Consider the following 25167-nt stretch of genomic DNA (forward strand, 5'->3'; position numbering starts at 1 on the left):
CGTTATGGATGCAGGAGTGTATGGTTTCTCTGCGCGGCCTGAAGTTTAAATTACTCAGGGAAGGCAGGATGTTCCAGAGGCTGGTCTCTGAACTGGAAAAGAGCCAGTACTATTCAGAAGAGGAGCTCAGGAACCTGCAGAATGAAAAGTTCAGGATCATCATAAAGCATTCGTATGAAAATGTGCCATATTACAGGAGGCTCTTTAAGAAGCTGAATCTAAAGCCGGAGGATTTTAAGGATATCTCCGATATCTCTAAGCTCCCGATGATCAGTAAGCCTGATGTAAGAGTGAATCCAGATGATTTTCTGGCAAAAAACATAAATAGGCTCTTTACAAGGACTGTTTTTAGCAGCGGGACAACAGGCTCACCCTTAAAGATATTTAGAGATATGTACTTGATCAATTTTGAAAATGCCATACTCACCAGGCAATACAGGTGGGCAGGGTTTAATCCCGGGGATAAAAAGGTGATCATACGCTCCAGCCCAATAGTGCCTTCGCGTGTAAAGAGGCCGCCTTTCTGGAGGCACGATGTCTTTCAGAATAGTTTATGCGCCTCATCATACCATCTTTCAAAAGAGAATGTAGATTCTTACGCAAGGGAGATCTCCAGATATAGCTCAGATGTCCTGGAGACAGTGCCATCACAGGGTTATATATTTGCCAAGCTCGCTTTTCTTAAAGGCATAGACCTGAATTTTAAGAGTATATTTACCTCTTCAGAGGTCATGATGCCAGAGAAGAAATTATTTATAGAAAAACAATTGAAAGGCAAGGTTTTTGATCATTACGGGACAGCTGAACGCGTTTCTGCTATAGGTACATGCGAAAGAGGGACTTATCATGTGTATCCTGAGTATGCGATAACAGAGTTTTTGCCTGTTCCCGGCAAAAAAGGCCAATTCGAGATCGTAGGAAGTACTTTAAATAGTTTTGCTATGCCGCTTTTTAGATACAAAACAGGGGATATTGTGACCCTGTCTTCTAAAGTATGTTCCTGCGGAAGAAATTTCCCGATCGTTGAATCAATAGAGGGCAGAAACACAGACCAGTTTTTCATAACAAAGGACGGCCGCATGATATCGCTTTTTTGCTCGATCTTTTCAGCAGATCTAAAGGATGTCATCGAGGCGCAATTTATTCAGGAAGACATGAATATGCTTAAGGTAAAACTGGTAGCTGGTGACAAATATGACTCGTCAGACGAGGAGCTAATAAAGACTAATATAAAAAACTATCTCGGAGAAGATGTAACAGTAGACATAGAGAAGGTCGATTTTGTACCAAGGACAAACACAGGCAAGTTCAAACAGTTTATTTCAAAACTAAAAGAAAAGGAGCTCTAAGATGAAAAAACTAAATTCTGATCATGAGGCAATGCTGTACAAGAAACTATCAGATGATAGGGTCCAGTGCAGTTTATGCCCGAGAAGGTGCGTGATAGCTGAAGGCGAGAGAGGATTCTGTAAAGTAAGAGAGAATAAAAAGGGCACGCTTTACGCTATCAGCTATGGCAAGGCAGTGCATATAGCGGAAGAGCTCATGGAGACTGAGGCAGTGTTTCATTTTGAACCTGGAAGCCGCATACTCTCTCTTGGAAATGTAGGCTGTAATCTTTCTTGCCTGTATTGTCAGAACTGGAGATTTTCTCAGATAGAACATCTGGATGAAAACGTCATATTTGACTATACGCCTGAGCAGGTCGTTAAGACCGCGCTGGAAAAGGGCATAAAGGTGCTTTCATGGACCTATAACGATCCTGTTATATGGTTTGAATTTGTCATGGATACAGCCAGGCTTGCTAAGAAACACGGCATTATTAACCTCTTTAAGTCAGCCATGTTTATAAACCCAGAGGCCCTAGAGCAGTTGATGGATGTGATAGATATCTTTAGCATCTCTGTAAAGAGCCTGAACTCTGAATTTTACAAAGAGTTTACCGGGGGCTGGATAGATCCAGTGCTTAAGGCTGTTAAGCAGGTTTTCGATGCAGGCAGGCATCACATAGAGATAAGCAATCTCGTAGTCACTGGCGCAAATGACAGTGAAAAGGATTATTTACAATTTATTAATTGGGTAAAGAAGGATCTTTCCGCGGATATCCCGATTCATTTTGTGCGTTTTCATCCGAATTATAAATATACACACGTTGCCCGCCCTTCCATAGATACCCTTGAGAAGGCAGAGAGATTAGCAAAGGCCTCTGGCATAAAACACTGCTATCTCGGCAATGTATTTATGCACGAAGGCGCGAATACATACTGTAGTCATTGCAGCAATCTGCTGGTTGAAAGAAGGGGCTTAAACGCAGATGCGGTTGGCTTAAAGGCCTCTAACAGCGGCTATATATGCAGTAAATGTAAGTCGAGTACACCGATAAAGATGATAAATATAAAGGAGGGCACTCATGAAATCACTAAGGCATAAATGGGATAAGGATATTTGGCTCCTGCATCTTGAAGCAGATAATAATAACGGAGGCACTAAATCTATTGTCTATTCTCGTGTTATATGGAATGGCAATGGCGGCTTAAACGGGCCTAAGACCAGTGTCCCTGTAAAATCCGGGGAGAGTTACAGGTTTATACTGTCCAAAAACAGCATGGATGAGGTAGGCGTGGATATCAGATTTGAAAAAGGGCTTGCAGTAAAGATCTTCAGGCTCCAGGACAGGGCTTATCTGCCAGGGGATTCTGATATAGTCTTTTCAAGTGAGGGGACATTAAATTGAAAAAGATAGCTTTTCTTAATTCAACTTTAAATATTGGCGGCGCTGAAAAACTGGGCTACGAGATAATGCGGGACCTCGATAAGGCCAGGTTTACGGTCAAGTCATTCTGTCTTTATGGGCCTGGCGTTATTGGGAAAAGGCTCACTTCAGAAGGCATAGACCTTACGCACAGCCTTATGCGCAATAAATACGATTTTTTAGTAATATTCAGATTGATAAAGGCGCTAAAGGCTGAAGAAATAGACATACTGTATCTTGAGAGTTCGCCGCTGGTTCTATTTTGGGGATTTATATGCGGAAGGATAGCCAGGATCCCATATATTTATACAACGATCCATACCATGAGAAAGCCAGAGGCGTGGAAGAGATATAAATCAGGCATTATAAATAGATTAATATTGCGCAGGTTAGACAGAGTGGGTGTACCTTCAAGGATCAAATACGATTCCCTTATAAAAGAATATGGTCTTGATTCAAAAAAGCTCGAGCTGATCCAAAACGGCATAGACATAAAGAAGTTTGATAGGCTGAAAAAGGCCAATGGGTTAAAAAAAGAATTAGGCATCTCACGCGATCAGAAGATCATAGGTATAGTAGGAAGATTAGTAAATGAAAAGGCGCATGATGTTTTTTTAAAGGCAGCGCAGCATATTATCGGATCCGAGCCGAATGTCAAATTTTTGATCATAGGAGATGGCGAAGAAAAGAAGAATCTCAAGGCCCTGGCAGATGGTCTGGGCATTTCAAAGAACGTGATATTTATTGATAAAGGCAAGGATACAGAGAACATCCCAGGGCTTATTTCTATATTTGATGTAGCAGTGCTTTCCTCAAGAATGGAATTATTCCCTCTGGTGTTATTAGAATACATGGCAGCATCCAAGCCTATAGTAGCGACAAGGGTGGGCGGAAATCCGGAGATCATCGTGCATGGCGAATCAGGGATCATTGTTCCGCCTGAGGATCCAAAGGCCCTTGCAGAAAATGTCATAGCGATATTAAAAGACAAGGACATGGGCAGCAGTATGGCGGCCCTGGCAAGAAAAAGGGTCAAGAAAGAATTTTCTCTGGAGCGGATGGTAGAGAGAACAGAGAGATTCTTTCTGAATCCAGCGCCAAGATATTTTAAAACCCACATAATCCTGGCAGGCCCTGGCCTTTCAGTAAAAGGCGGGATATCGTCTTTTGCGAGAAATTATCTGAGCTCGCGATCGCCGGAAGGATCGAAGATAACATATCACGCGACAACAATAGACGGCAGTAAGATACTCAAGACCTTTTTCTTCTTAAAAAGTTTTTTACTTTTTGCCGCTAAATTAGTTTTTGATAGGACCATAAAGATAGTACATGTCTGCAGTTCCTCAAAAGGCAGTTTTTACAGAAAAGCGATGATATTGATCCTGTCCAGGCTTTTTAAAAAGGCCACTATTTTTCATATACATGGTGGAGGTTTTCACCTGTTTCATGATAGAGGAACTATATTGCGGAAGTTTTTCATAAGAAAGGTATTAGATATAACTGATTCAATAATAGTCCTGTCAGAGTCATGCCTTTTAGATATCAAGGGAATCACAAAAAACAGGAATATAAAAGTGATACCTAATCCTATAGATACCTCTGATTTTATATCAATTAGAGGCAGTAGAGATAATTCTAGTCTGAATGTCTTTACCGCGGGCAGGCTTTACTGGCTTAAAGGCACATATGACATATTGGATATAATTCCGCGCATCTTAAAAGAGATACCAGGCGTGAAGTTTCACCTGGCAGGTGATGGAGATGTGGAAAAGGTCAGAGAGATCGTCAGGAATAAGGGAATAGAAAAGAACGTATTTTTACCAGGCTGGCTCGATAAGCATGGATTAATAAAAAATCTTAAAGACGCCGGTATATTTTTACTGCCTTCATATACTGAGGGGCTTCCAGTAGCCATGCTCGAGGCAATGGCATCGGGTTTACCTGTTGTCTCTACAAGAGTAGGCGGTATACCTGAGCTGGTAGAGGACGGGGTCAATGGATTTTTAGTAGAACCCGGGGAAAAGCAGAAGCTGGGAAACAGGATCATAAAACTGCTTAAGGACGCGGATCTAAGAAACAGGATGGGCAAGAATAACATCGATAAGATAGACAGGTTCTTCAGGCTGGATCGTATCGTAGGTAAATTCTACAAGGAGTACGAGCGTTTGGTCGAGGTTTCGCCTCGACCAGGCAGGTTAAGATGGTATATCAAGAGGCTATCCTGTATGTCTACCCTGGAGATTATTCACAGGATGGGCAGTATGGTACAGGCTGAGGTAAAAAGGTTTTCCAGGGGCAATGTAGATATAGACAGGCTCTTGAAGAAGAAGATCGCGCCGCGGACATTTTATTTTAAGGATAATGCAATAAAGGAATTTTCAAGGCTCTTCCCTGGCAGATCAAAGGATATCCTCAGAGAGGCTGATGAGATCTCCGCTCACAGGTTTAAGATCTTTGATCTGGATTGGGATGCCGGTAAAGACATAGACTGGCATAAAGATATTCTTACAGGCAAAACATGGCCTTTAGTATATCAGGCCGATATAGATTTTAAAAATAACCACGATTCCAAGGAGATAAGGTTTATATGGGAATTGAACAGACATCAGCATCTTGTAACATTGGCCAAGGCATATTTTTTAACAAAAGACAAAAGATATAAAGAAGAGGCAAGGGGTCAGATCCTTTCATGGATAGAACAAAATCCTCCTTATAAGGGGGTTAATTGGACAAGCGCGCTTGAGGTAAGCCTGAGATTAATATCGTGGTGCTGGGCCTATAAGTTTATAGGGATAGATGAAGACAGGGATGAGTTTTTGAGATCTGTATACCTGCAGACTAAATTTATAGAGCGTAATCTTTCTAAATATTCATCCGCGAATAATCATCTGATCGGCGAGGCGTGCGGCTTAATAATCACAGCGTTGAGTTTTCCAGAATTCAAGGATTCTGACAGGTGGCTATATAAAGGTAAATCTATCCTGTTCAGGGAGATCCTCCGGCAGGTACATCCTGATGGAGTCACAAAGGAACAGGCATTCCATTATCAGGGATTTATTATGGAACTTTTTGTGCTCGCAGCGGAGCTTCTTATAAAGAACAACATAAAAATCCCCAGGAAAGTCATGGACAGGTTCTTTTCCATGTCTGAATTCGTAATGAATATCATTGATTCTAAAGGCAAGGCGCCTCTTGTCGGAGATTCTGATGATGGAAGGGCTATAAGATTATCCAATAGTGAAGATTTTAGCCTGTTTAAGTCTATTTTGACAAGCGCATGTATTTTATCGCAGAGGGGTGATTTTAAAAGTAAAGGCGGTACCTTTAGCGAAGAGCATTTTTGGATATTCGGGCTTAAAGGATATAAGGCTTATCGATCTATCAGGACTAAAAGGCCCGCGCTGGGTTCAAGGCTTTTTAAAAAAGGCGGCTATGCTGTTTTTAGAAATGGCAAAGATGAAGTGCTTTTAATGGACTGCGGGAAACTGGGTTATGGGTCAATAGCAGCTCATGGCCATGCAGATCTTTTGAGCGTAACGCTGGTTGCAAATGGCGCGGAACTCTTAGTGGATCCCGGAACTTATTTATATCATACAGGAGGCGTATGGAGGGACTATTTTAGAGGCACAAGAGCTCATAATACAGTTACGCTGGACGACAATAATCAATCAGAGATAACAGGCCCTTTTATGTGGGGCAAAAGGCCTTTACCCAGGATAGAAAAGTGGAAAAGCTCCAAAGACATGGATTATATATCTGCCGCGTATAAAAATTCCAGGATCAGCCACAGGAGGACCATCTATTTTGATAAAAAGAAAGGGCTGTGGCGCATAGAGGATTTCTTGAATACAGCCAGGCAGAGCACAGTAAGACAGTATTTTCACTTGTCTCCAGCAGTAAAGATCAGGCTGTTGGATCCCAATGTGATCGAGGTAGAGAATCAGGGGATATATTTATATATAACATTGGATAGCCGTTTAACAGTTGATGTAAAAAAGGGTAGGTTGGATCCTATTTTGGGCTGGAGCTCAGATATATTTGGCACAAAGGTAGAGAGTCCAACGCTTGTCAATACAGCTGTTATAGGCAGTTCAAGGAAATTCACAACGTTTTTGCGTGTCTCAAATAGAAAACTGTCGAGGATAGAAGTATGAAGAAAAAAAAGACTTTAAGTATATTTGGACTTGGATATGTAGGCGTGGTCACAGCAGCCTGTCTTGCTGAACAGGGCTATCACATCATAGGTGTCGATGTCAGCAGGAAAAAGCTGGACCTTATAAACAAAGGCAAGAGTCCTATTGTCGAGAAAGGCATTGATGACCTTGTATCCAAGACAGTCAAGAGAAAGAGGTTTTGCGTAACTGACTCTGCGATGTACGCGATATCAAATAGCGAAGTTTCAATAGTGTGCGTTGGTACACCTTCCATGGAAAACGGCGCAATAGACCTTTCGCATCTTAAGAATGTCTCAAGAGAGATAGGGGCTAGCCTAAAGGGACTGCGAAGATACCATATTATAGTCATAAGAAGCACTATGATGCCGGGCACAACAGAAGATGTCGTTATCCCTATTATAGAAAAGGCCTCGTCCAAAAAGGCGTTTAAGGATTTTGGCGTGCTGGTCAATCCGGAATTTATGAGAGAGGGTAATTCCATAGAGGATTTTTACGCACCGGCAAAGGTGATAATCGGGAGTAGAAAAAAGCAAGATGAAAAGGTGTTGCGTTCGATATATGGATTCATCAAGGCGCCTTTTATTTCAACAGATTTTAAGACAGCGGAATTTTCAAAATATTTGGACAATGTTTTCCACGGCCTAAAGATAGTATTTGCCAATGAGATAGGGGCTTTTTCCAAGAGATTTGGCCTGGATGGAAAAAAGGCAATGGAGATCCTGTGCATGGATAAAAAGTCCAATATATCAGGCATGTATCTTAAGCCCGGGTTTGCCTTTGGAGGATCATGTCTTCCAAAGGATCTAAAGGCAGTCCTGCATAAGACAAAGATAGGGGAATTGGATCTGCCGCTTCTGGGGTCTATCGTAAAGAGTAATGACCTGGCTATTAGAAGGGCATTCGAGGCGATTAAAAAGACAGGTAAGAAAAAGATTACAATGCTGGGCCTGAGCTTTAAACCAGGGACAGATGATCTAAGAGAGAGTCAGATGGTCAGGCTGGCAGAGCTTTTGATCGGTAAGGGCTATAAGTTAAAGATATACGATAAGAATGTATCTCTCGCGGCATTGATGGGCGCTAACAGGACTTACATAGAAAATGAGATACCGCATATAGCGTCACTTTTATGCGGATCCATTAATGAGGCAATAAAGACTTCAGAGGTGATCGTGGTAGGGCATTCCGCAAAGGAATTTAAGAAGGCTATAAAGAAAATAAAAAAGAACCAGGTTTTAATAGATCTAACCTAAAGGGCATATTATGAACGCAAAGGTCGCGATTTATAAACAGCATAGTTTACATTATTCAAATAGGGCGCCGTATTTTCCGCCGGCAATATTTGCAGAATATCCCTTTGCGAATAAGACAGTTGATACAGGGAATGAGGCCTATTTTTCATTAAGGGAATTGTTTAAGATGCTTGATCTTGATTCTAAGAATTTTGGAAAAAATAACTGGAATCCTCTTTCTTTTCTTGTATCGCCAGGCCAGACAGTGCTTTTAAAGCCGAACCTTATGAGGCACTTTGCTGACAAGGGATCTACAGATAAGCTGATTACTCATGGCTCTGTGATCAGGGCGATCGCAGATTATGTCTATATTGCTCTGAATGGCAAAGGCAGGATCATTATTGCTGATGGCCCAATGGATGATGGTGATTTTGGAAAGATATGCAGGATCACGGGCCTGGACGAGATAAAGAGATTCTATAAGAAAAATGCCGGCTTTGATATCGAGATATATGACTTGAGGCAGGAACAGGTATTTAAAAAGGGCAATGAGATCATCCGCAGACTAAAGCTATCCGGTGATCCTATGGGCTATACAGCTATTGATTTATTCAAACACAGTGAATTCAAAAAAGACTCCTTGGACTATACGACATTCAAGGGGAGCGAATGTATAAGTTCTATCATGAATGCCCATCACAATGATAAGAAGAACGAATATCTTGTATCCAATACACTGCTTAACGCGGATGTGGTCATTAATATTCCTAAACTCAAGACACACAACAAGGCTGGCGTTACGCTATCTCTTAAAAATATGGTAGGCATTACAGGTGACAGGAACTGGCTGCCTCATTTTAAAGGGGTTTCATCAAAGTGCAATAGGATCAATAAGAGGGGCAGCAAGGTTTCATGTGTTTTGAATAAAGGGATCATCAAATATCTTAAGGATAAAGTAAAGGAACTAAGAGGCCTCAGGGATTCTGATATAAAAAAGGGCAACTGGCATGGAAATAATATTATCTGGAGGATGATCTTAGACCTATCGCGAATAGTCATGTACGCGGATAAAAAAGGTAAGCTTCAGAAAGAGGTGCAGCGCAAGAATTTCTTTATTATAGACGGCATAGTCGGAGGAGAAGGGGATGGCCCTATGAATCCTGATCCAAAGCCGTGCGGCGTCTTAATGGCGGGTTTTGATAGCCTATGCGTAGACATGGCCGCGGCCAGGCTTATGGGGTTTGATCCTAAGCGTATCCCGCAATTTAAAAACTTCTCCAATAGTATATACAAGGATATCAAGGTTGTATCTAATTTACGCGATTGGGATAGATCTTTATCTCAGTTTAAAGGCAGGTGCCTGGGTTTTAAGCCGTTTTATGGATGGAGACATCATATAGAGGTAAAAGATGAAAAATAAAAGCGTTTTGATAATAGTAGAAAATCTATCCGTACCTTTTGACAGGCGCGTGTGGCTGGAGGCAAGGGCGTTAAAAGAGAACGGCTATGGTGTCAGCGTTATTTGCCCTAGATCTGGAAAAGATAAAGGTTTTGAAGTCCTTGAAGGCATAAATATATACAGGTATAAGCCCGCCCCTAATACAAAAGGCGTTTTAAGCTACGTGTTTGAATTTTCGTATTGTTTTATCATGACATTTTTATTGAGCATATGGATAGCATTGAGACACAGCTTTGACATAATCCACGCGTGCAATCCACCAGATACATTTTTTGCCATAGGACTGTTCTATAAATTATTTGGCAAGAAGTTCTATTTTGACCAGCATGATCTTTGCCCGGAGGTATATCTCGCGAAATACGGCATGAATAAAAAGGACTTTCTTTATAAGGCCCTTCTCGCGCTTGAATTCCTGACATATAAAACAGCGGATAAGGTCATTGTCACGAATGATTCTTACAGGCAGATCGCTATTGCAAGGGGAAAGCTGGATCCTGAAAAGGTCGTTGTAGTCAGGACGTCCCCGGAATTAGAGAGATTTAAAAGGACACCCTCTGACGCGGCGCTTAAACGCGGGAAAAAATTTCTTGTTTCTTATCTTGGCGTCATGGCCCCCCAGGATGGCGTGGATTATCTTTTGGTCGCGATAAACATCATTATAAACAAGTATAAACGCGACGATATAATGTTTACTTTAATAGGGAGCGGGGATTCTATCGAGGATCTAAAGAATCTAAGAGAGGAATTGGGTCTCGATGGAGCGGTCTTATTTACCGGCAGGATCCCTGATGAAGAGCTTTTTAAATATTTGTCCAGTTCTGATGTATGTGTCGCGCCGGATCCAAAGAGCCCTTTAAATGATAAGTCCACCATGAATAAGATCCTGGAATATATGGCAATGGAAAGGCCAATAGTCTCTTTTGATCTAAAGGAATCCAGGTATTCAGCGGGTGACGCGGCGCTTTATGCCAAGCCGAACAATATCGAAGAATTTGCCAAAAATATCATTGAATTGGTAGATGACGCGCGGCGCAGAGAGAAGATGGGAAAGCTTGGTTACCAGCGCCTTAAGGGCGAGCTTTCATGGGAATACAACAAGAAGAGGTTAATAGATGCGTATAGAGGATCTATCTAAGAAAATAATAACTGGAGCGCTTTTAGCTTCGTTTGCATTTTTTCCAGTGAACCTGTTCGAGAAGAAGAGGGAGAATTGGTTCCCGTTCTATATTCCCTGGAATTACTGTCAGGATTCGAGGCTGGATTTTAGTTTCTTGCTGGACGCGCCTGCCGGCAGTCATGGTTTTTTGACTGTAAAGGACGGGCATTTTTATTTTGAAGATGGCAAGAAGGCGAGATTCTGGGGGGTGAATATACATTCTGACACGGCATGTTTTCCCACGCGTAAACAGGCAGAGGATGTTTCAAAGAGACTTGCCCAGCTGGGCTGCAACGCAGTGAGGATGCATTTTCTTGATAATGAAGCACCTCATGGAATAATAGCGTCACATCGCAATGACTCGCAGCATCTTTCAGAATCGCAGATGGATAAATTGGATTATTTTATCTATCAATTGAAACAGAATGGCATATATGTGTGCTTTGATGTATTGGGCCTCGGGGTCAGGAGATTTAAAAAAGACGACATGGTGCCTGAATTAAAAGACATGCCCAGAGGCGCAAGGGGCATCTCATTTTTTAATAAACGCATTATAGAGTTGAGCAAGAAATTCGCGTTTGATTTTTTGAGTCATGTGAATCCGTACACTGGCGTTAGCTATCTGGATGAGCCGGCAATTGCCTTTGTGGAGATGACCAATGAGAATTCTATTTTTTTTAAAAGCTGCAGGAATTTCTCACCTTACTATGAAAACGAGATAGAGGGATTATGGAAAAAGTGGCTTGTTGATAATGATAAGAATCTTGACGGTGACTGGGCTCATTGGAGCGAAGACAGGGAATTTTTATATGAACTTACAGATGGATATCAGAGAGATATGTATGAGTACCTTCGTTCTATAGGCGTGAAGGTCCCCATAGGGGCTTCGAATATACCGTACGACAGTCTGATGCTGTTAGCGGACAGTCACATGGATTTTACTGATATTCACGTGTACTGGGATCTATGTGATTCCATGGATAAGATACACAACAGGCCCCTTGTGAAGCAGGACCATACGAATCCTAAGACAATAGTCAATACGATCAGCATAGCAAAGACCAGTAAAAAACCTTTAATGTCCACTGAATGGGGAAGTAATTGGCCTAATGAATGGAGGTCAATAGACATGCTGACCACCGCGTCTTATGCGAGCTTGAACGATTGGGACGCATTGTTTTTGTATTCCTATAATGGCGGCTACACCTCCAACTGGTATGATCTTGAAAAGAGACTTTATTTTGGCACAGTAGTGTTTAATGATCCGGCAAAGATGGGGCTTTTTTCATTGGCCGCACTTATGTTTTTAAGAGATGATATTGAAAAATCGTCAAAGGTATACACGGTACGTTATCCCGTAGAGTCACTTTTTAAGATGGATGATACCTGGGCCGATAGATTGGGCATGGCAGGCGCAGCATATCTGGCTAGAGTTGAAAAAATATTTTACAGAAATAACGAAGGAGGCCCGGGGACTGAAGTAGACTATCCTGATCTTGAGGGCTTGTCAAATGAGGACGGGACGGTCGTTTCCGATACGGGCCAGATTACCAGGGATCACAAAAAGGGCGTCTTTATGCTGAAGACTCCGAGGGTATTTTCTTTTTCAGGATTTTTGTCCGAGAAACAGGATCAGGAATTTCAGGGCGTAAGATTTTCCACAGAGGAAGACTTCGCCACTTTTACAGTTATTTCTATGGACGATAAGGATATATCCGGATCCAAGCGACTTTTGTTAGCGGTAGTCGGCCGTGTTCAAAATAGAGGTCAGAAACTCGCCCCGCATATCACTAAGAGTTCAGACGATCTTCGCAGGGATGTGTATATCTTAAATGAGGGGGAAGAGCCGATAATGGTAGAAGATATAGAAGGGAATATTTTTATAGAAAAGACTGAAAACGATAATGGATTAATGGTGTTTTCTTTGGATGAAAAAGGGCACAGGAAAGAGACTGTTCCTGTAAAGCGTGTGCGTGATGGTTATAGCTTTGATGTGTCAGGCAGTTATCAGACTATCTATTACGAGATCATAAGGATGTAGGCATGTTAAAAGAAAAGGACCAACTTTTTAGAAAATTATTAATACTGTCAGATGTGGCCACTATCTGCGTCTCATTCTTTATTGCTTATGCATTGAGACAGAATATAGAGGTGCTTGGAGAACTCTATTCTCCGTCTAAATATCTGAATATACTGGCCCTGGTCTTATTTTCATGGATGTTCGCATTGCGTTCCACAGGCCTATATGAATCTTTAAGGAGAGAGAATCTATTCGGGATAACGAGTCGTATAATAAAAAGCGCCTTTTTTGTTATGGTGATATCTATAGGCGCGATATTTATTTTTAAGATGGAATTTGTGAGCAGGACCTTTATATTAAGCCTGCTTCTTGTGACGAGTTTATTTTTGATATTCGAGCGATGGATCGTAATATCCTCTTTGAGATTTTTTAGGAAAAAGGGTTATAATTTTAGAAATATTTTAGTAGTGGGCACAGGGCCCAGGGCAAAGAATTTTATAGAACTTGTTCACAGGCATGATGAGTGGGGTCTGAGGATCATAGGTATAATAGACGCTGAGAAAAAGATGCTGGGAAAGACTGTAGCCGGGGAAAAGGTAATAGGACTTCTAAAGGATATACCAAAGATACTTATTGAAAATGTAGTAGATGAGGCGATGTTTGTAATACCCAGGAAGTGGATACCTATTATAGAAGAAAGTCTTTTGGCCTGTGAGTTGCAGGGCGTTAAGACCAATCTTGCCGCTGATTTTTTTAACATGAAGATATCAAGCTGGAGCTCCGGCGAGGTCGGAGGCGTACCTACTCTGGGCTTTCAGACAACAGTTGGTGAAGAATGGCAATTGTTAGTTAAAAGGTTATCTGATATACTATTATCGTTAGCAGGTATGGCGATCACCCTGCCTATTTTGATAGGAGTAGGTATCGCTATAAAGATTTTTTCGCGAGGGCCTGCGATATTTAAGCAAATAAGAAGCGGCCTTAATGGCAGAAAGTTTGTGATGTATAAATTCAGGACTATGGTGGATGGCGCAGAAAATGGGATAGACGCGCTTCGCGCCAATAATGAAATGGCCGGGCCTGTATTTAAGATGCGCAAAGATCCACGTGTCACAAGATTTGGCGAATTTTTACGCAGGTCTAGTCTGGATGAACTACCACAGCTTTTTAATGTATTGAAGGGCGAGATGTCTATAGTAGGCCCGAGACCTCCTATACCTAGAGAAGTGGAGAAATACCAGATCTGGCAGAGAAGGCGTCTTAGCATGAAACCAGGACTTACGTGTTTGTGGCAGATAAATGGACGCAATAATGTAGACTTTGACGAATGGATGAAGCTGGATTTAGAATATATAGATAATTGGTCATTGAGATTGGATCTGAAGATCTTATTAAAAACAGTACCCGCGGTGATTTTTTCAGTAGGCGCGAGGTAACGGAGGTAGGTATGAAAATGATATTTTCTGTTTTGCTGGTTTCATGTTTTATACTATCAGGTTGTTCATGTCCTGTTAGCGGCGGGGGTAAGAAGACAGTGGCGCAGGCAGGCAAATACAAGATGAGCGTAGAGGACCTGAAGTACGAGTTAAAGAGTGTGCCTCATGACGAAACAGCGCTTCTGGATACAGCAGCAGGCAGGGCGCAGTATATAGATAGATTGCTGGAGAAAGAGCTTCTTCTTCAAGAAGCACAGCGTCAGGGTCTGGACAGGGAAGGGGATTTCATGAAGAGTATTGAGAGCTACTGGGAGCAGGCGCTTTTAAGACTTTTGCTTGAGAAAAAGAGCAAGGAGATCTCAGGTCTGATCCATGTCTATGATAATGAGGTGGAGGAGCATTACAGGGACTCCGGAGAAGACTTGCCTCTTCCAACGGTTCGGGCTGATATAAGAAGGGCTATTAGGCAAGGAAAAGAGACAGAGGCAATGAGGGCATGGATAAAGGAATTAAGGAAAAAATCATATATAAAGATAAATAAGAAACTTCTGGAAGAAGTACTTTCGAATCGTTAATTACATGTGTCATTGCGAGCCTCAATTTGTAGGCCAGGTTTAAACCTGGCCTACAAATTGGGCAATGACAGGCATAGGAGGGGATCATGGCAAAGTACAAGCGCAGGAATTATTTCATAAACAAGGGTTTTCAGACAGAGTTTATATTGAAGTTTTGCGTATTGGCGGCTATTGGATGCGTGTTCTTTGGGATAATTTTATACGCCTTTTCTAGTCGTACGCTTACCACATCTTTCGAGAACTCGAGGCTGGTAGTAAAAAGCACAGCTGATTACATATTACCTGGTTTGTTATTTGGCGGGCTTATAGTGGGACTTTTATTGGCAATAGCAGCGAGTATTGTAGTGCTTTTCATGACGCATCGGCTCGCGGGACCTATGTACAGGTTTGAAAAATATGCCCAGAAGGTCGGTAATGGCGAGCTCGCGCCTGATTTAAAGATAAGAAAGAAAGACCAGTTTCAGAATCTGGTCAGCGCCTTTAATAACATGACCCAGGGACTAAACGTGGGACTTTTAAAGGTGGTCGGTGTTTCAGAAAAGCTGGACGGCTTAATAGATGAGCTTACAGACAGCTCGAACCAGGAATTGCTGCTCAAAGAGGACATAAAGAAGATAGTCTCTGAGTTAAAAAAGGATAAAAAGGACCTTAATAACGCACTTTCGTATTTCAAAATAAGCAGGTAGCGTACCAAAGGTTACCTGTCCAACTTCGTAGGTCGGATTTAAATCCGACCTACGAAGTTGGACAGGTCTAAGCCCTATGATTAAAGTTAGAGCTGCTATTATTTTAATTATTGCGTGTTTAGCACTTAATATTGCGGATTTTGCGCATTCGCAAGACAGGGAATGGAATATATTCTCGACGAGGTTTTGTACCGTGTTCTATGAAAAGGATGTGAATTTGAAGATAGTCAACAGGCGCATCAATCTAAGATTTTCTGATTTTTACAGCGCCAGGGCATACAGGAAAAAGGCGGATATGTCAATGGAGGAGATAGTCTCAGACAAACTTGACGCTATATTCATGAAGGTCGAGGACATACTGGACATGTTTCCTTCCAAGGTACACGTTGCCATTAATATCTATAAGACAAAACATGGCCTGAACGAGGCATACGAAGACATATTTAACCAGCCAAATACAGCAGTTTCTTTTTATGTTTACAAGACCAATACCATTTACACCACAGAACGCGCCATAAGACAAGGCCTTCTTGCCCACGAGATGGCCCATTGCATAATAGACCACTACTTCGTCATTTTACCGCCTAAAAAAATCCAGGAAATGCTCGCGATCTACGCAGATGTACATCTAAAAGATTAATAAGATTTTGCTTGCAAAAGCAGGGCATATCTGGTATACTTATATAAGTATTTAAAAAGTATTTTAAGGAGGAGCATATGAGAAAGATAGTATCTATAATAATAGTAGTTAGCATGTTAACGATCGCGTCTGCCATGGCTAAGCAGGATGCAGATGTGTGCCGGACCAGATGCAGGCTTGATGAGGGAGTTATCTGTCTTGAGAGAGACCCTTGCGCGCCTGAAAATGAGTATTTATTAAAGGCTGCAAAGAATTGCAGAGAAGAAGCTGTTGCCAAATATATGCCTATTACGAAGCTGTTGTTCGTAGATATCCTGTCGCAGGTGATACGGCTGGATAAGGAATTTGCCCAGAATGTATATAGACTGAGCGATGAAGAGAGATATATTTTAAAGGCAGAACTCCTGGATCGTAAAGGCATAGATATGTTTGTCGGTACCAAGCCTTTATCTCCTCTTACAAGAGAAGAGCTGGCTACAGTATTAAAGAATATAACTGTAGAAAAGTATTTAGGCCTTTCAAGCGGCCTGCCAGGTCAGATGTTTGACCTGAAGAACGCCGAATTTATTGTGTATGATGTCGAAGTATACGTAGATGAAGGAAAAGGGTTTGAAGTGTGGGAAAGGAAGAAGACCTTTGAAGAGAGTAAATCCAACGCAGAAGACTATGTTGCAAAGCTTGATTCCTGCGATGACGCAATGGTAGTGTTTGGTGACAATGAAAAGGGCAGGATTCCTGAAGCAGGTTCAAGATTAAAGACAATATATAAGTTTTTTGGCAGGGATGACGAGATGGTTACAGAATGCGAGATAGCAATGCTTCTGTCTGATCCAGATGTGACAAGGGCATTGAAACAGAAATACAATCCATCAAGGTTACTTACAAGGGCAAATTTCGTAGACCTTCTTGTAAAGACAAGGCACATAGAAAACCAGCTGCCAAGGCATTATGCTGTTCTTACTGAGAACGAGATATATAGACTTCAGACTGAGATACTCCGGAAGCACGGCATTGATATATTTGTAGGCACTGATCCAAGTGAGTTATTGACTCGCGAAGAGCTTGCCAGGGTGTTGTATGATTCTCCTGTGCAGGAGATCATAGGCATAAGTAATGGTAGTCAAGGCCAGAGTTTTGAGCTCAAGAACGCGGGTTTTGTCATATACGATTTACACGCATATGTAGATGAAGAATCCGGGTATGAAGAGTGGTACAAGAAAAAGAGTTTCTTCGAGAGCTCTTTAGCGAGTAAAGATTACGTAGTCAAGCTCGACTCAGGAAATTACGCGAGTGTTTATTTTGGAGATGATAAAAAAGGCAAGATCCCAGTAGCAAATTCCCCTATAAGGGTGACTTATAGACTTTATGCGCCTGTTGCGATGATTACAGAGGATGATATTATCTGCGTATTGGGCAGGATAGTCCCTGTAGCCGAGACATATATCCCACCTATGCCCCCTCCTGAATTTCCGCCGCCCACTAACGGATACGATGATCCTGCTTCACACTTATGAGGAGAGCGCGGTTAATTCAGAATATTTGTATATCCTTTCTTAGTTTAGCGATATTTTTTTCGCTAGGCGAAATCATTACAAGAAAAATCGTTGGCTCCCCATTATTGACAAAGCCGGATAATGTTTTATTCTGGAGATACAAGAAGGGCCAGATTGGCTGCCAGAAACTATATTCGCCTGTTTCACGAGTTGACAAGAATGGTTTTCGTTATTCAGGCAAGGAGTATGACCCGGCTTTACCGTCGATTTATGTAGGAGGGGATTCCTATGCCTGGGGAGAAGGCGTTCTGGACAGAGAGACATTTGCAGCCAGTCTTCAGGATTTACTGGATTCGCGCGGCATGCATTATAATGTCCTTAACGGAGGCGTACCCGGCTATGGTATTGAACAGATCGCTAACAGGATGGAAATAGAGAGCGAAAAATATAATTGTAAATATGCTATATTTTTATGGGTAGAAGAGGATATAAATAGGCTGAGGGATATTTCTCCTGAAAGAAAGAAAAGATTTCTCAGGGATTACAGGCTGCGTTCGATGTTTCGTTACTCCGCTTTTTTAAAAATGATAAAAGAGCGGGTGTTTGATAAGTTTTTGCAGAAAGATATAGGCTTTGGTTATTATGGCGATGAAAATCTGGAATACGCAAAGGCTAATTCATTCGATGAAAAGATCAAGGGCCTGACTCCTAAAATAAGAGATAATGTTCGTTTTCTTAAAGATAGAAATATAATCCCAATGTGGGCATTTATAACCGTGCCTTCTAAAGAATTTAAAAGCTACCTTAATTTACTGGCGGATGAGCTTTCTGTGAAGTTGATCGATCCAGAGGCAACCTATAGAGGACATTTTCAGGGATTAAAAAATATGGCAACTGAGCACAGTGGACATTTTAAGCCGAAGGTCTATAGATTATTAGCCGGAGAACTTTTTGATAGAGCGTTTCAGGGGAGCGACCAATGACTTTTTGTGAAAGATATTTTCTAGGCTTTGCGAAAAGATTTATTCTAAGGCATGCGTTATTGAAAAGGGCGTGCCTTTTTTTCTTGGTCCAGAAACCCGTGACAAGGCTTCTCAAGCCCCCATTTACAAGGACCTCCAAGATAATCGCCATAGATATCACTTATGTCTGCAATCTAAAATGCAATAATTGTGTTCGCTCCTGTAAGCAGGCCCCGACCAGTCAGCGTATGACTGTCGAGCAAATAAAAAAGTTTATCAAGGAGAGTATTGAAAATAATAACAGATGGGAAAGAATACGACTGATGGGAGGGGAACCAACGCTTCACCCTGACCTTCTTAAGATCGTACAGTTATTACTGGAGTACAAAAAGAAATATTCTCCTGAGGCTGTGATAGAAGTCGTAACTAATGGCCATGGGAAGACAGTAAATAATATCTTGTCCAAACTTCCAAAAGACATTGAGATCTCTAATTCAGCAAAGGATTCTCCTATGCAGGAGCATTTTCTTGCCTTTAATATAGCCCCGCGGGACCTTAAACATTATAGATTTGCAGATTATTCAGTGGGCTGCAGGGGCATGACTGTGAGCGGCATGGGCCTGACTCCATATGGCTATTATCCCTGCGCGGTATCTGGCGGCATTGACAGGATCTTTGGTTTTAATATCGGCAGAAAGAAATTGCCATTGGATGACGATTCCATGAAGGATCAGAGAGAAAAGTTCTGTCAATATTGTGGAAGATTCAGAGGTATGGGCGGATGGGTAAAAGAAGAAGTCATGTCTCCTACCTGGAAAAATGCCTATGCCAGTTATAAGTCAAAAAAGCCTACCTTGTCGTTGTATTAATCCTTTCAATTTATTCAACCCTTGAACTCCATAATCTCGTGTGATACAATCTCCCTATGCGAATAAGTAGAAAGATCGGGATTAGTTTTTTTATAACCTTTCTTCTTGTTATAGTTCTTGGCGCACTTTCCATCTATAGTCTAAGGCATACATATAGAGGCTTGAGTCAGGTCTTTGCAAGGGATCTGCCTGCATCCAGGGCTACCTACCAGATAGCCATTTCAATGGAAGGGCTTTTTGCAGAGCTCAATAATTTTCTAATAACAGGCAATGAGAATTTTAAGATAAGTTATGAAAAGGCCCACAAAGGGATAGAGCGGGATATATCAGCCCTTGAGAGATTTATATCTGAAGAGGAAGAGACAGGGCTTTTTGACGAGGCAGAGGATTTAATAGCCCGGATAGACGGAGCTGCGCAGGACATATTTAAGAACAAAAAAGATATAGACGCTCTATACAAGGATCTCAGGGCAATAGAGATCACATTCACAAAGAAACTGGACAGCCTTTTTGATTTTGAAGAAAAAAAGATGCAGGATGAGAAGGATTTTTTGTTGGTACAGACGCAATATCTCCCTGCATCAGACCTAATAACAGAAGCGCGCTTGAGGTTTTCAAAAGCACTCTCAGACCTTAATGAAGAAGATGTCCTGATCCTGGAAAAATCCTTAAGGGATTACAAGAATTACTACGGGTATTCTATTTCTGATAAAGAACGCAGCCTCGCGACTGAACTTATAGAATCCTCCACTGAAATCAAATCAATTGTCAGCTCGATCAATGATCTTAAGGCTAAGGCAGGCAGTCATGTGGAGTTACTCTTGGCTAAAGGCAAGGATTTTATGGAGGCGCTGGATAAGATAATCGCGCTTAAGAAAAGTGGCATTTCTTCAAAACTGGGAGTAGGCGCTGCGCTTACAGAGGATATACCAGCCATACATAATATTTCCAAGATAGAAAAGGATCTGGCAGAGTCGTGGAGGGCAAGCAGTAGATATATATTGACTGGTGATGAAACATATATAGCCCACTATCATCAGCTTAGACAGAATATAGATAAGGCTCTTAAGGATTATGGCCGTCATGCGCGGCTTAGGGGTACAGAGAGATTTTTAGATGATATCCTGGAATCAGATAACGCTATTTTAAAGCTTATAGATTCTAACACGGCACTCTTTGACAAGAAACAGGATAGCCTTTCAGAGTTTTTGTCTATAGCTTCAGAGATCGAGAGCAAGATAGATGGGCTCTTGGCTGAAAAGGATTCTTTGATAAAAGAGGCAGAGGACCCGCAGGATATTTTAGAGAAACATGTGCCTGCGAGGTGGATGTTGATGCGTCTTAAGGATGAGCTTGCGGGCGCGTCCAGGCTTATCATGGATTATTTAGATGAACAGGAATTAAAGTACAAGGACCAGTATTCAGAATCATATTTTGATATGAAAAAATACATGAATAGATACAGGAATCTTTCTAAGGGGCGCGCTGATTCTGTGTTTATAAAAGAGATAGAGCTAAAGCTGGACAGCTTTAATAGCGCTGTCTTGGGTGTTATTGATAGTCACGATAGCATTATGAAGGAGCGCGGGTGGACCCTTATAGAATTACAGGATGATCTAAAGGATAGTTTAGCCAAGGCAGTGGAGGCAGAGATCAGTCAGATCGAGAAGAATAAAAAAGACCTTACGAATAGGATAAGGACTATCAACATCGTGATATTTATCATAATAGGCGTAGTGGCCTTTATAGCAGTGTTTGTTATTTTCTACACCACGAGCTCCATAACAAATCCTATTCAGGCGCTTTACAGCGGCGCTGGCATCATAGGTAAGGGCAATCTGGACCATCGATTGAACATAAAAACAGGTGATGAGATACAGGATCTTGCAGAAGGATTTAACACAATGGCAGGGGAGCTCAAGGAGCTCTATACAAATTTAGAGAACAAGGTAAAGGAGAGGACCGCTCAGCTGGGAGAGGCAAACAAGACCCTTGTTTTCAAGAAAGATGAATTAGAGAAGATCAATTCTAAGCTTAAAGATCTGGACAGGATGAAGTCAGACTTTGTGGCAAACGTAGTGCATGAATTAAGGACGCCGCTTACCCTGATAACAGGCAATTTAGATAATATTGATAAAGGTTTTGCAGGGAAAGTCCAACCAAAACAACAGGAGATATTGGGTGACGTGTTCAGAGTCGTAAACAGGCTTGCGAGGCTTGTGAATAACCTTCTGGATCTATCCAAGATCGAATCAGGCAAAATGTCACTCAAAAAGGAAACCCTGGACGTGGTAAAACTGGCAAAAGGAGTCCTTAAAGAATTTGATAGTGTAGCCAGGAAAAAGAATGTGGACCTAAAACGAGAATTTCCTGATAAGGCCGTTAGCATCAAGGCAGACGAGGATAAATTGACACAGGTCTTCGTGAATCTTGTAGGGAATGCCCTGAAGTTCACTGACAAGGGAGGCGTTACTGTAAAGATCGCCGAATTGCAGGATGAGGTGCAGGTGGAGATCCAGGACACTGGCCCGGGCATGACAAAAGAAGAGTGCGAGAAGATTTTTGATAAATTCGTAAGAGTTGTCGCAGAGAAAAAAGAGGGCACAGGTCTTGGCCTTCCAATAGCAAAGGACATAGTAATGCTTCACAAAGGCCGCATGAGAGTAGAAAGCGCTCCAGGTAAAGGTTCAACCTTCATCTTCAACCTACCAAAGTAATGAAACAGAACCTTTTAATACTAAACGCGTCTTTATCAGGATCAAATAGATTTCTATTTGAATCCCTGAAGAAACGCGGCTGGAATCTTATTGTCAAAGATGTCCCGATTCCTGCAAGATATAAATTATGGAGCCTTTTAAAGACCTTTAATTTCAATAAGTCTAAATGGGGCAATGCGTATCGTGACTATTTAGGACGATATACAATAACACCCAGTGTTTTTCGCGAAAGGAGCAGGATCTGCGAAAGATATTTAGCCAGTCACAGTCATGAGTATGATCTGATTTTACAGATCGGGTCTTTATTCGCGCCCAGCCTTAAGTCAATAAATAAAAAATACGTTATCTTCTCTGACTATACAACAAGGCTTGCTGAAAAGCATTTTCCTGAATGGGCGCCTTTGTCTTCCAAGCGCCAGAGCGATGAGTTGCTCGAATTACAGAAAGGCCTTTATCAAAGGGCCGCCATGGTCTTTACGACCAGCAATAATACGCGCAGATCCATGATCAGCGATTATGGCGTAAGAGAAGAAAGATCGATGACTGTGGGTTATGGATTGCCTTTTAGCGTATTTCCACACGCAGAGAAAAAGCAATACGATAGGAAGACCATACTTTTTATAGGCAATAATTTTAAAAGAAAAGGGGGATTTACATTATTAGAGGCTTTTAAGAATGTAAGGAATAAAATAAAGGATGTACGCCTGATCATAATAGGTCCAAACCAGGTTTTGGCAGAAGTAGAAGGCGTTGAATGGAAAGGCCACATAAAGGATAGAGATATGATCGGGGATTTTCTTAATAAGTCTTCAATATTCGCTATGCCATCTTTCTGTGAACCATTTGGCCTGGTTTTTTTAGAGGCCATGTCCTACAGGCTTCCCTGCATAGGCTCTAGAGTAGATGCCATGCCAGAGATAGTAGAGGAGGGAAAGACAGGATTTTTGGTTAATGCGGGGGATGCTGATGATTTAGGGCGCAAGATAACACTTCTTTTGGAGGATAAAAAATTAATGGAGACTATGGGTGAAGCTGGAGCTAAAAGAGTGAAAGAGCGCTTTACATGGGATAAAGTCGCAGAAAAGATAATGGAGGCAAAATATGTCTAATGTAACCAAAGTCGAACTAAAATTTCGAAAACTCCCCAATAACCCCGACATGTTCGAGTTCACAGTAAGCTCGCCATTACTAAGGTCCCAATTCTGCGTACCTAGGGCTATCGTCAATCAGCTGCGCGTAGATCTGGAAAAGGCATTGACGAGATAGGAAATTTTACCTATCTACTTGTAATCATTATAGATATATCAAAAATTTTACTTGCAATCTAGTATATTTTGTGCTATACTTAATATGACCTTATAAATAGGGAAAAGGCTATTTTTTTGGCTAAATTATGTTAAAGTTTAATAAAGCTCTCAATTTAAAGATAATCTTAATAACAGCGGGTTTTTTATTTATACTTAGCCCCCCCTCTATGCTATGCTTTTTTTAATGGCAAAACATTGCGAATCCCACTTGAAGGCTATAGGCGCGCTGCAAATAAACTAAAACAGGAAAAAAGCAATAAAACATCTTCCTTCCAAAGAGAGAACTTCAAAGCTATATTGAGAGACGAAGGTTTGGTCGGGTTTGTCAGAGATGAATACTGTCTGAGGTTATTAAGGAGGTATGGAGATCAAAAAAGTTTTTACCTAACCGCAACATCGAAACTTATCAAAAGTACAGGTTTCGCAAGAGAATACTTTCTGAATACTTCGGATAAACTAGGTTTAAGAATAGTAGACTCTAAAAACGCTTCAACAAAGCGTATGTCCGTAAGATTAATAGATAAATGGCTTGCAGAAAAACGAGAAAATGAAAAGTTGATTCTAAAAGATTCTATAATTAATAAACCCAGGGAATGGGAAGCAGTAAATGAATACCTTAAAAAGTTTGTTTATCAATCTTTAGGCATAGCCAGAGCGAAAGATGAAAAAGTAAAATTAGAACTGATGAACCTGTGTTATCAGACACTTTATAAAGGAAATGAGAACTCTCACATAGGTCGACTTAATGAAATTATGGATGGAATAGGAAAAAGTAAAAATGTAACTAATTTAAGAATAAATAGTATTTTAAAAGACGAATTTATAGCTTTTTTAAATTCCCACATAGAGGATATGAAAAAACAGGCGATTCTGACCGTAAAGAGAAAATCAGAAAAGATAACATTTAAAGGAAAGACAAGATTTTCGGGGCGTAATAATGTTTCGGAAAAAGAAGGCCCAAAAGAAGACCCATTGGTGATGGCCATACTGGAAGAAAAAGAAGCTCTTTTAGTGAAACAGCAAGCACCCGGACGCAAAGGTGAAAGCTTAACAAAAGGTGCAATAGTAGAACATCCTACTTTTGGCAGGGGGATTGTTAGTAAAATAGATTCCGCAGGACAGAAGATCACAGTTAAGTTTGATAAAGTGGGAGTCAAAAAACTTGCTATTCAACATGCGAATTTAAAGGTTGTTGTAGATAATGATGATATGTCCATTCCTAAGAATACTAATGGCCATTGGTCCATAATAAACAAAGAGTACCCGCCTCTATTGCATAATAATGGATTAATGAAAGACCAAATAGACTTAAAGGCCTTGCCAACAGCCTCACTTGTATATATGACTGATATAGACAGTCAGGATGTTTATATTATAGAAGTTATTGATGATGGCCGCGTAAAATTATGGCTTAATTATAACCTTGGTTGTGCGGTTGGAAAAGCAGAATTGATTTCGACTAACTTTGGAAAAGGGGTATTGAATAAAGGAGAGAGGATAGCATTGCCGATACCATTGTCTAATTTAGACGGAGATGGTGAAGTGTTGGATTTTTATGAAATTTCAGGCAGATGGAGCATCAATGAATTCTCATATTTTGATGTTTTGTATCCCGAGGATTCTAAGGTAATATCTGATAATATCGATCTAAGGTCTTCACTTTAATATATAATGTAGAGTAGCAGTAGCAG

The 25167-nt window shown here is 41.1% G+C and carries 18 protein-coding genes; all 18 read left to right on the forward strand.

Going from position 1 to position 25167, the window contains the following annotated elements; genetic code table 11:
• Window positions 1–20 precede the first annotated feature (20 nt).
• The 18 genes from P9L93_05795 (at window position 21) to P9L93_05880 (ending at window position 25141) form a co-directional block, all read left to right on the forward strand.
• Complete coding sequence (locus P9L93_05795; protein ID MDP8230599.1) at window positions 21–1349, forward strand: hypothetical protein; 1329 nt, start codon at window positions 21–23, stop codon at window positions 1347–1349.
• A gap of 1 nt (window position 1350) precedes the next feature.
• The gene (gene amrS / locus P9L93_05800; protein ID MDP8230600.1) at window positions 1351–2430 is read left to right on the forward strand and encodes an AmmeMemoRadiSam system radical SAM enzyme; all 1080 of its coding nucleotides are present in this window, start codon (window positions 1351–1353) and stop codon (window positions 2428–2430) included.
• The gene (locus tag P9L93_05805) at window positions 2411–2734 is read left to right on the forward strand and encodes a hypothetical protein (GenBank protein MDP8230601.1); all 324 of its coding nucleotides are present in this window, start codon (window positions 2411–2413) and stop codon (window positions 2732–2734) included. The genes amrS and P9L93_05805 overlap by 20 nt, the downstream gene beginning before the upstream one ends.
• Window positions 2731–6906 (forward strand): glycosyltransferase, encoded by a 4176-nt coding sequence (locus tag P9L93_05810; protein ID MDP8230602.1) that lies wholly within the window; start codon window positions 2731–2733, stop codon window positions 6904–6906. The genes P9L93_05805 and P9L93_05810 overlap by 4 nt, the downstream gene beginning before the upstream one ends.
• Entirely contained in the window at window positions 6903–8177 is a 1275-nt protein-coding gene (locus P9L93_05815; protein MDP8230603.1) for a nucleotide sugar dehydrogenase, read from the forward strand. The genes P9L93_05810 and P9L93_05815 overlap by 4 nt, the downstream gene beginning before the upstream one ends.
• A 10-nt stretch (window positions 8178–8187) precedes the next feature.
• Window positions 8188–9576, forward strand: coding sequence for a DUF362 domain-containing protein (locus P9L93_05820; GenBank protein ID MDP8230604.1), 1389 nt, complete (start codon window positions 8188–8190; stop codon window positions 9574–9576).
• A complete protein-coding gene (locus tag P9L93_05825; protein ID MDP8230605.1) occupies window positions 9566–10750 on the forward strand; it encodes a glycosyltransferase family 4 protein in 1185 nt (394 codons plus the stop codon). The genes P9L93_05820 and P9L93_05825 overlap by 11 nt, the downstream gene beginning before the upstream one ends.
• A complete protein-coding gene (locus P9L93_05830) occupies window positions 10728–12812 on the forward strand; it encodes a hypothetical protein (protein MDP8230606.1) in 2085 nt (694 codons plus the stop codon). Before P9L93_05825 ends, P9L93_05830 begins: the two co-directional genes overlap by 23 nt.
• Window positions 12813–12814: 2 nt before the next feature.
• Window positions 12815–14227, forward strand: coding sequence for a sugar transferase (locus P9L93_05835; protein MDP8230607.1), 1413 nt, complete (start codon window positions 12815–12817; stop codon window positions 14225–14227).
• An 11-nt stretch (window positions 14228–14238) separates the two neighbouring features.
• Window positions 14239–14802: a SurA N-terminal domain-containing protein gene (locus P9L93_05840; protein ID MDP8230608.1), complete on the forward strand. Its 564-nt coding sequence runs from the start codon at window positions 14239–14241 to the stop codon at window positions 14800–14802.
• A gap of 86 nt (window positions 14803–14888) precedes the next feature.
• Entirely contained in the window at window positions 14889–15488 is a 600-nt protein-coding gene (locus tag P9L93_05845) for a methyl-accepting chemotaxis protein (GenBank protein MDP8230609.1), read from the forward strand.
• 76 nt (window positions 15489–15564) lie between these two features.
• Window positions 15565–16128 (forward strand): hypothetical protein, encoded by a 564-nt coding sequence (locus P9L93_05850; protein MDP8230610.1) that lies wholly within the window; start codon window positions 15565–15567, stop codon window positions 16126–16128.
• A 77-nt stretch (window positions 16129–16205) separates the two neighbouring features.
• Complete coding sequence (locus P9L93_05855) at window positions 16206–17642, forward strand: hypothetical protein (GenBank protein MDP8230611.1); 1437 nt, start codon at window positions 16206–16208, stop codon at window positions 17640–17642.
• A 104-nt stretch (window positions 17643–17746) separates the two neighbouring features.
• The gene (locus tag P9L93_05860; GenBank protein ID MDP8230612.1) at window positions 17747–18604 is read left to right on the forward strand and encodes a hypothetical protein; all 858 of its coding nucleotides are present in this window, start codon (window positions 17747–17749) and stop codon (window positions 18602–18604) included.
• Window positions 18601–19452 carry a radical SAM protein gene (locus P9L93_05865; GenBank protein ID MDP8230613.1) on the forward strand — a complete coding sequence of 284 codons (852 nt, stop codon included), beginning with the start codon at window positions 18601–18603 and terminating at the stop codon, window positions 19450–19452. The genes P9L93_05860 and P9L93_05865 overlap by 4 nt, the downstream gene beginning before the upstream one ends.
• Before the next feature lie 56 nt (window positions 19453–19508).
• The gene (locus tag P9L93_05870; protein MDP8230614.1) at window positions 19509–22169 is read left to right on the forward strand and encodes an ATP-binding protein; all 2661 of its coding nucleotides are present in this window, start codon (window positions 19509–19511) and stop codon (window positions 22167–22169) included.
• Window positions 22169–23278 carry a glycosyltransferase family 4 protein gene (locus tag P9L93_05875; GenBank protein MDP8230615.1) on the forward strand — a complete coding sequence of 370 codons (1110 nt, stop codon included), beginning with the start codon at window positions 22169–22171 and terminating at the stop codon, window positions 23276–23278. The genes P9L93_05870 and P9L93_05875 overlap by 1 nt, the downstream gene beginning before the upstream one ends.
• A gap of 393 nt (window positions 23279–23671) precedes the next feature.
• Window positions 23672–25141 (forward strand): hypothetical protein, encoded by a 1470-nt coding sequence (locus P9L93_05880; GenBank protein MDP8230616.1) that lies wholly within the window; start codon window positions 23672–23674, stop codon window positions 25139–25141.
• Window positions 25142–25167 lie beyond the last annotated feature (26 nt).

The sequence above is a fragment of the Candidatus Gorgyraea atricola genome (assembly GCA_030765235.1).
Taxonomy (GTDB): domain Bacteria; phylum Omnitrophota; class Gorgyraeia; order Gorgyraeales; family Gorgyraeaceae; genus Gorgyraea; species Gorgyraea atricola.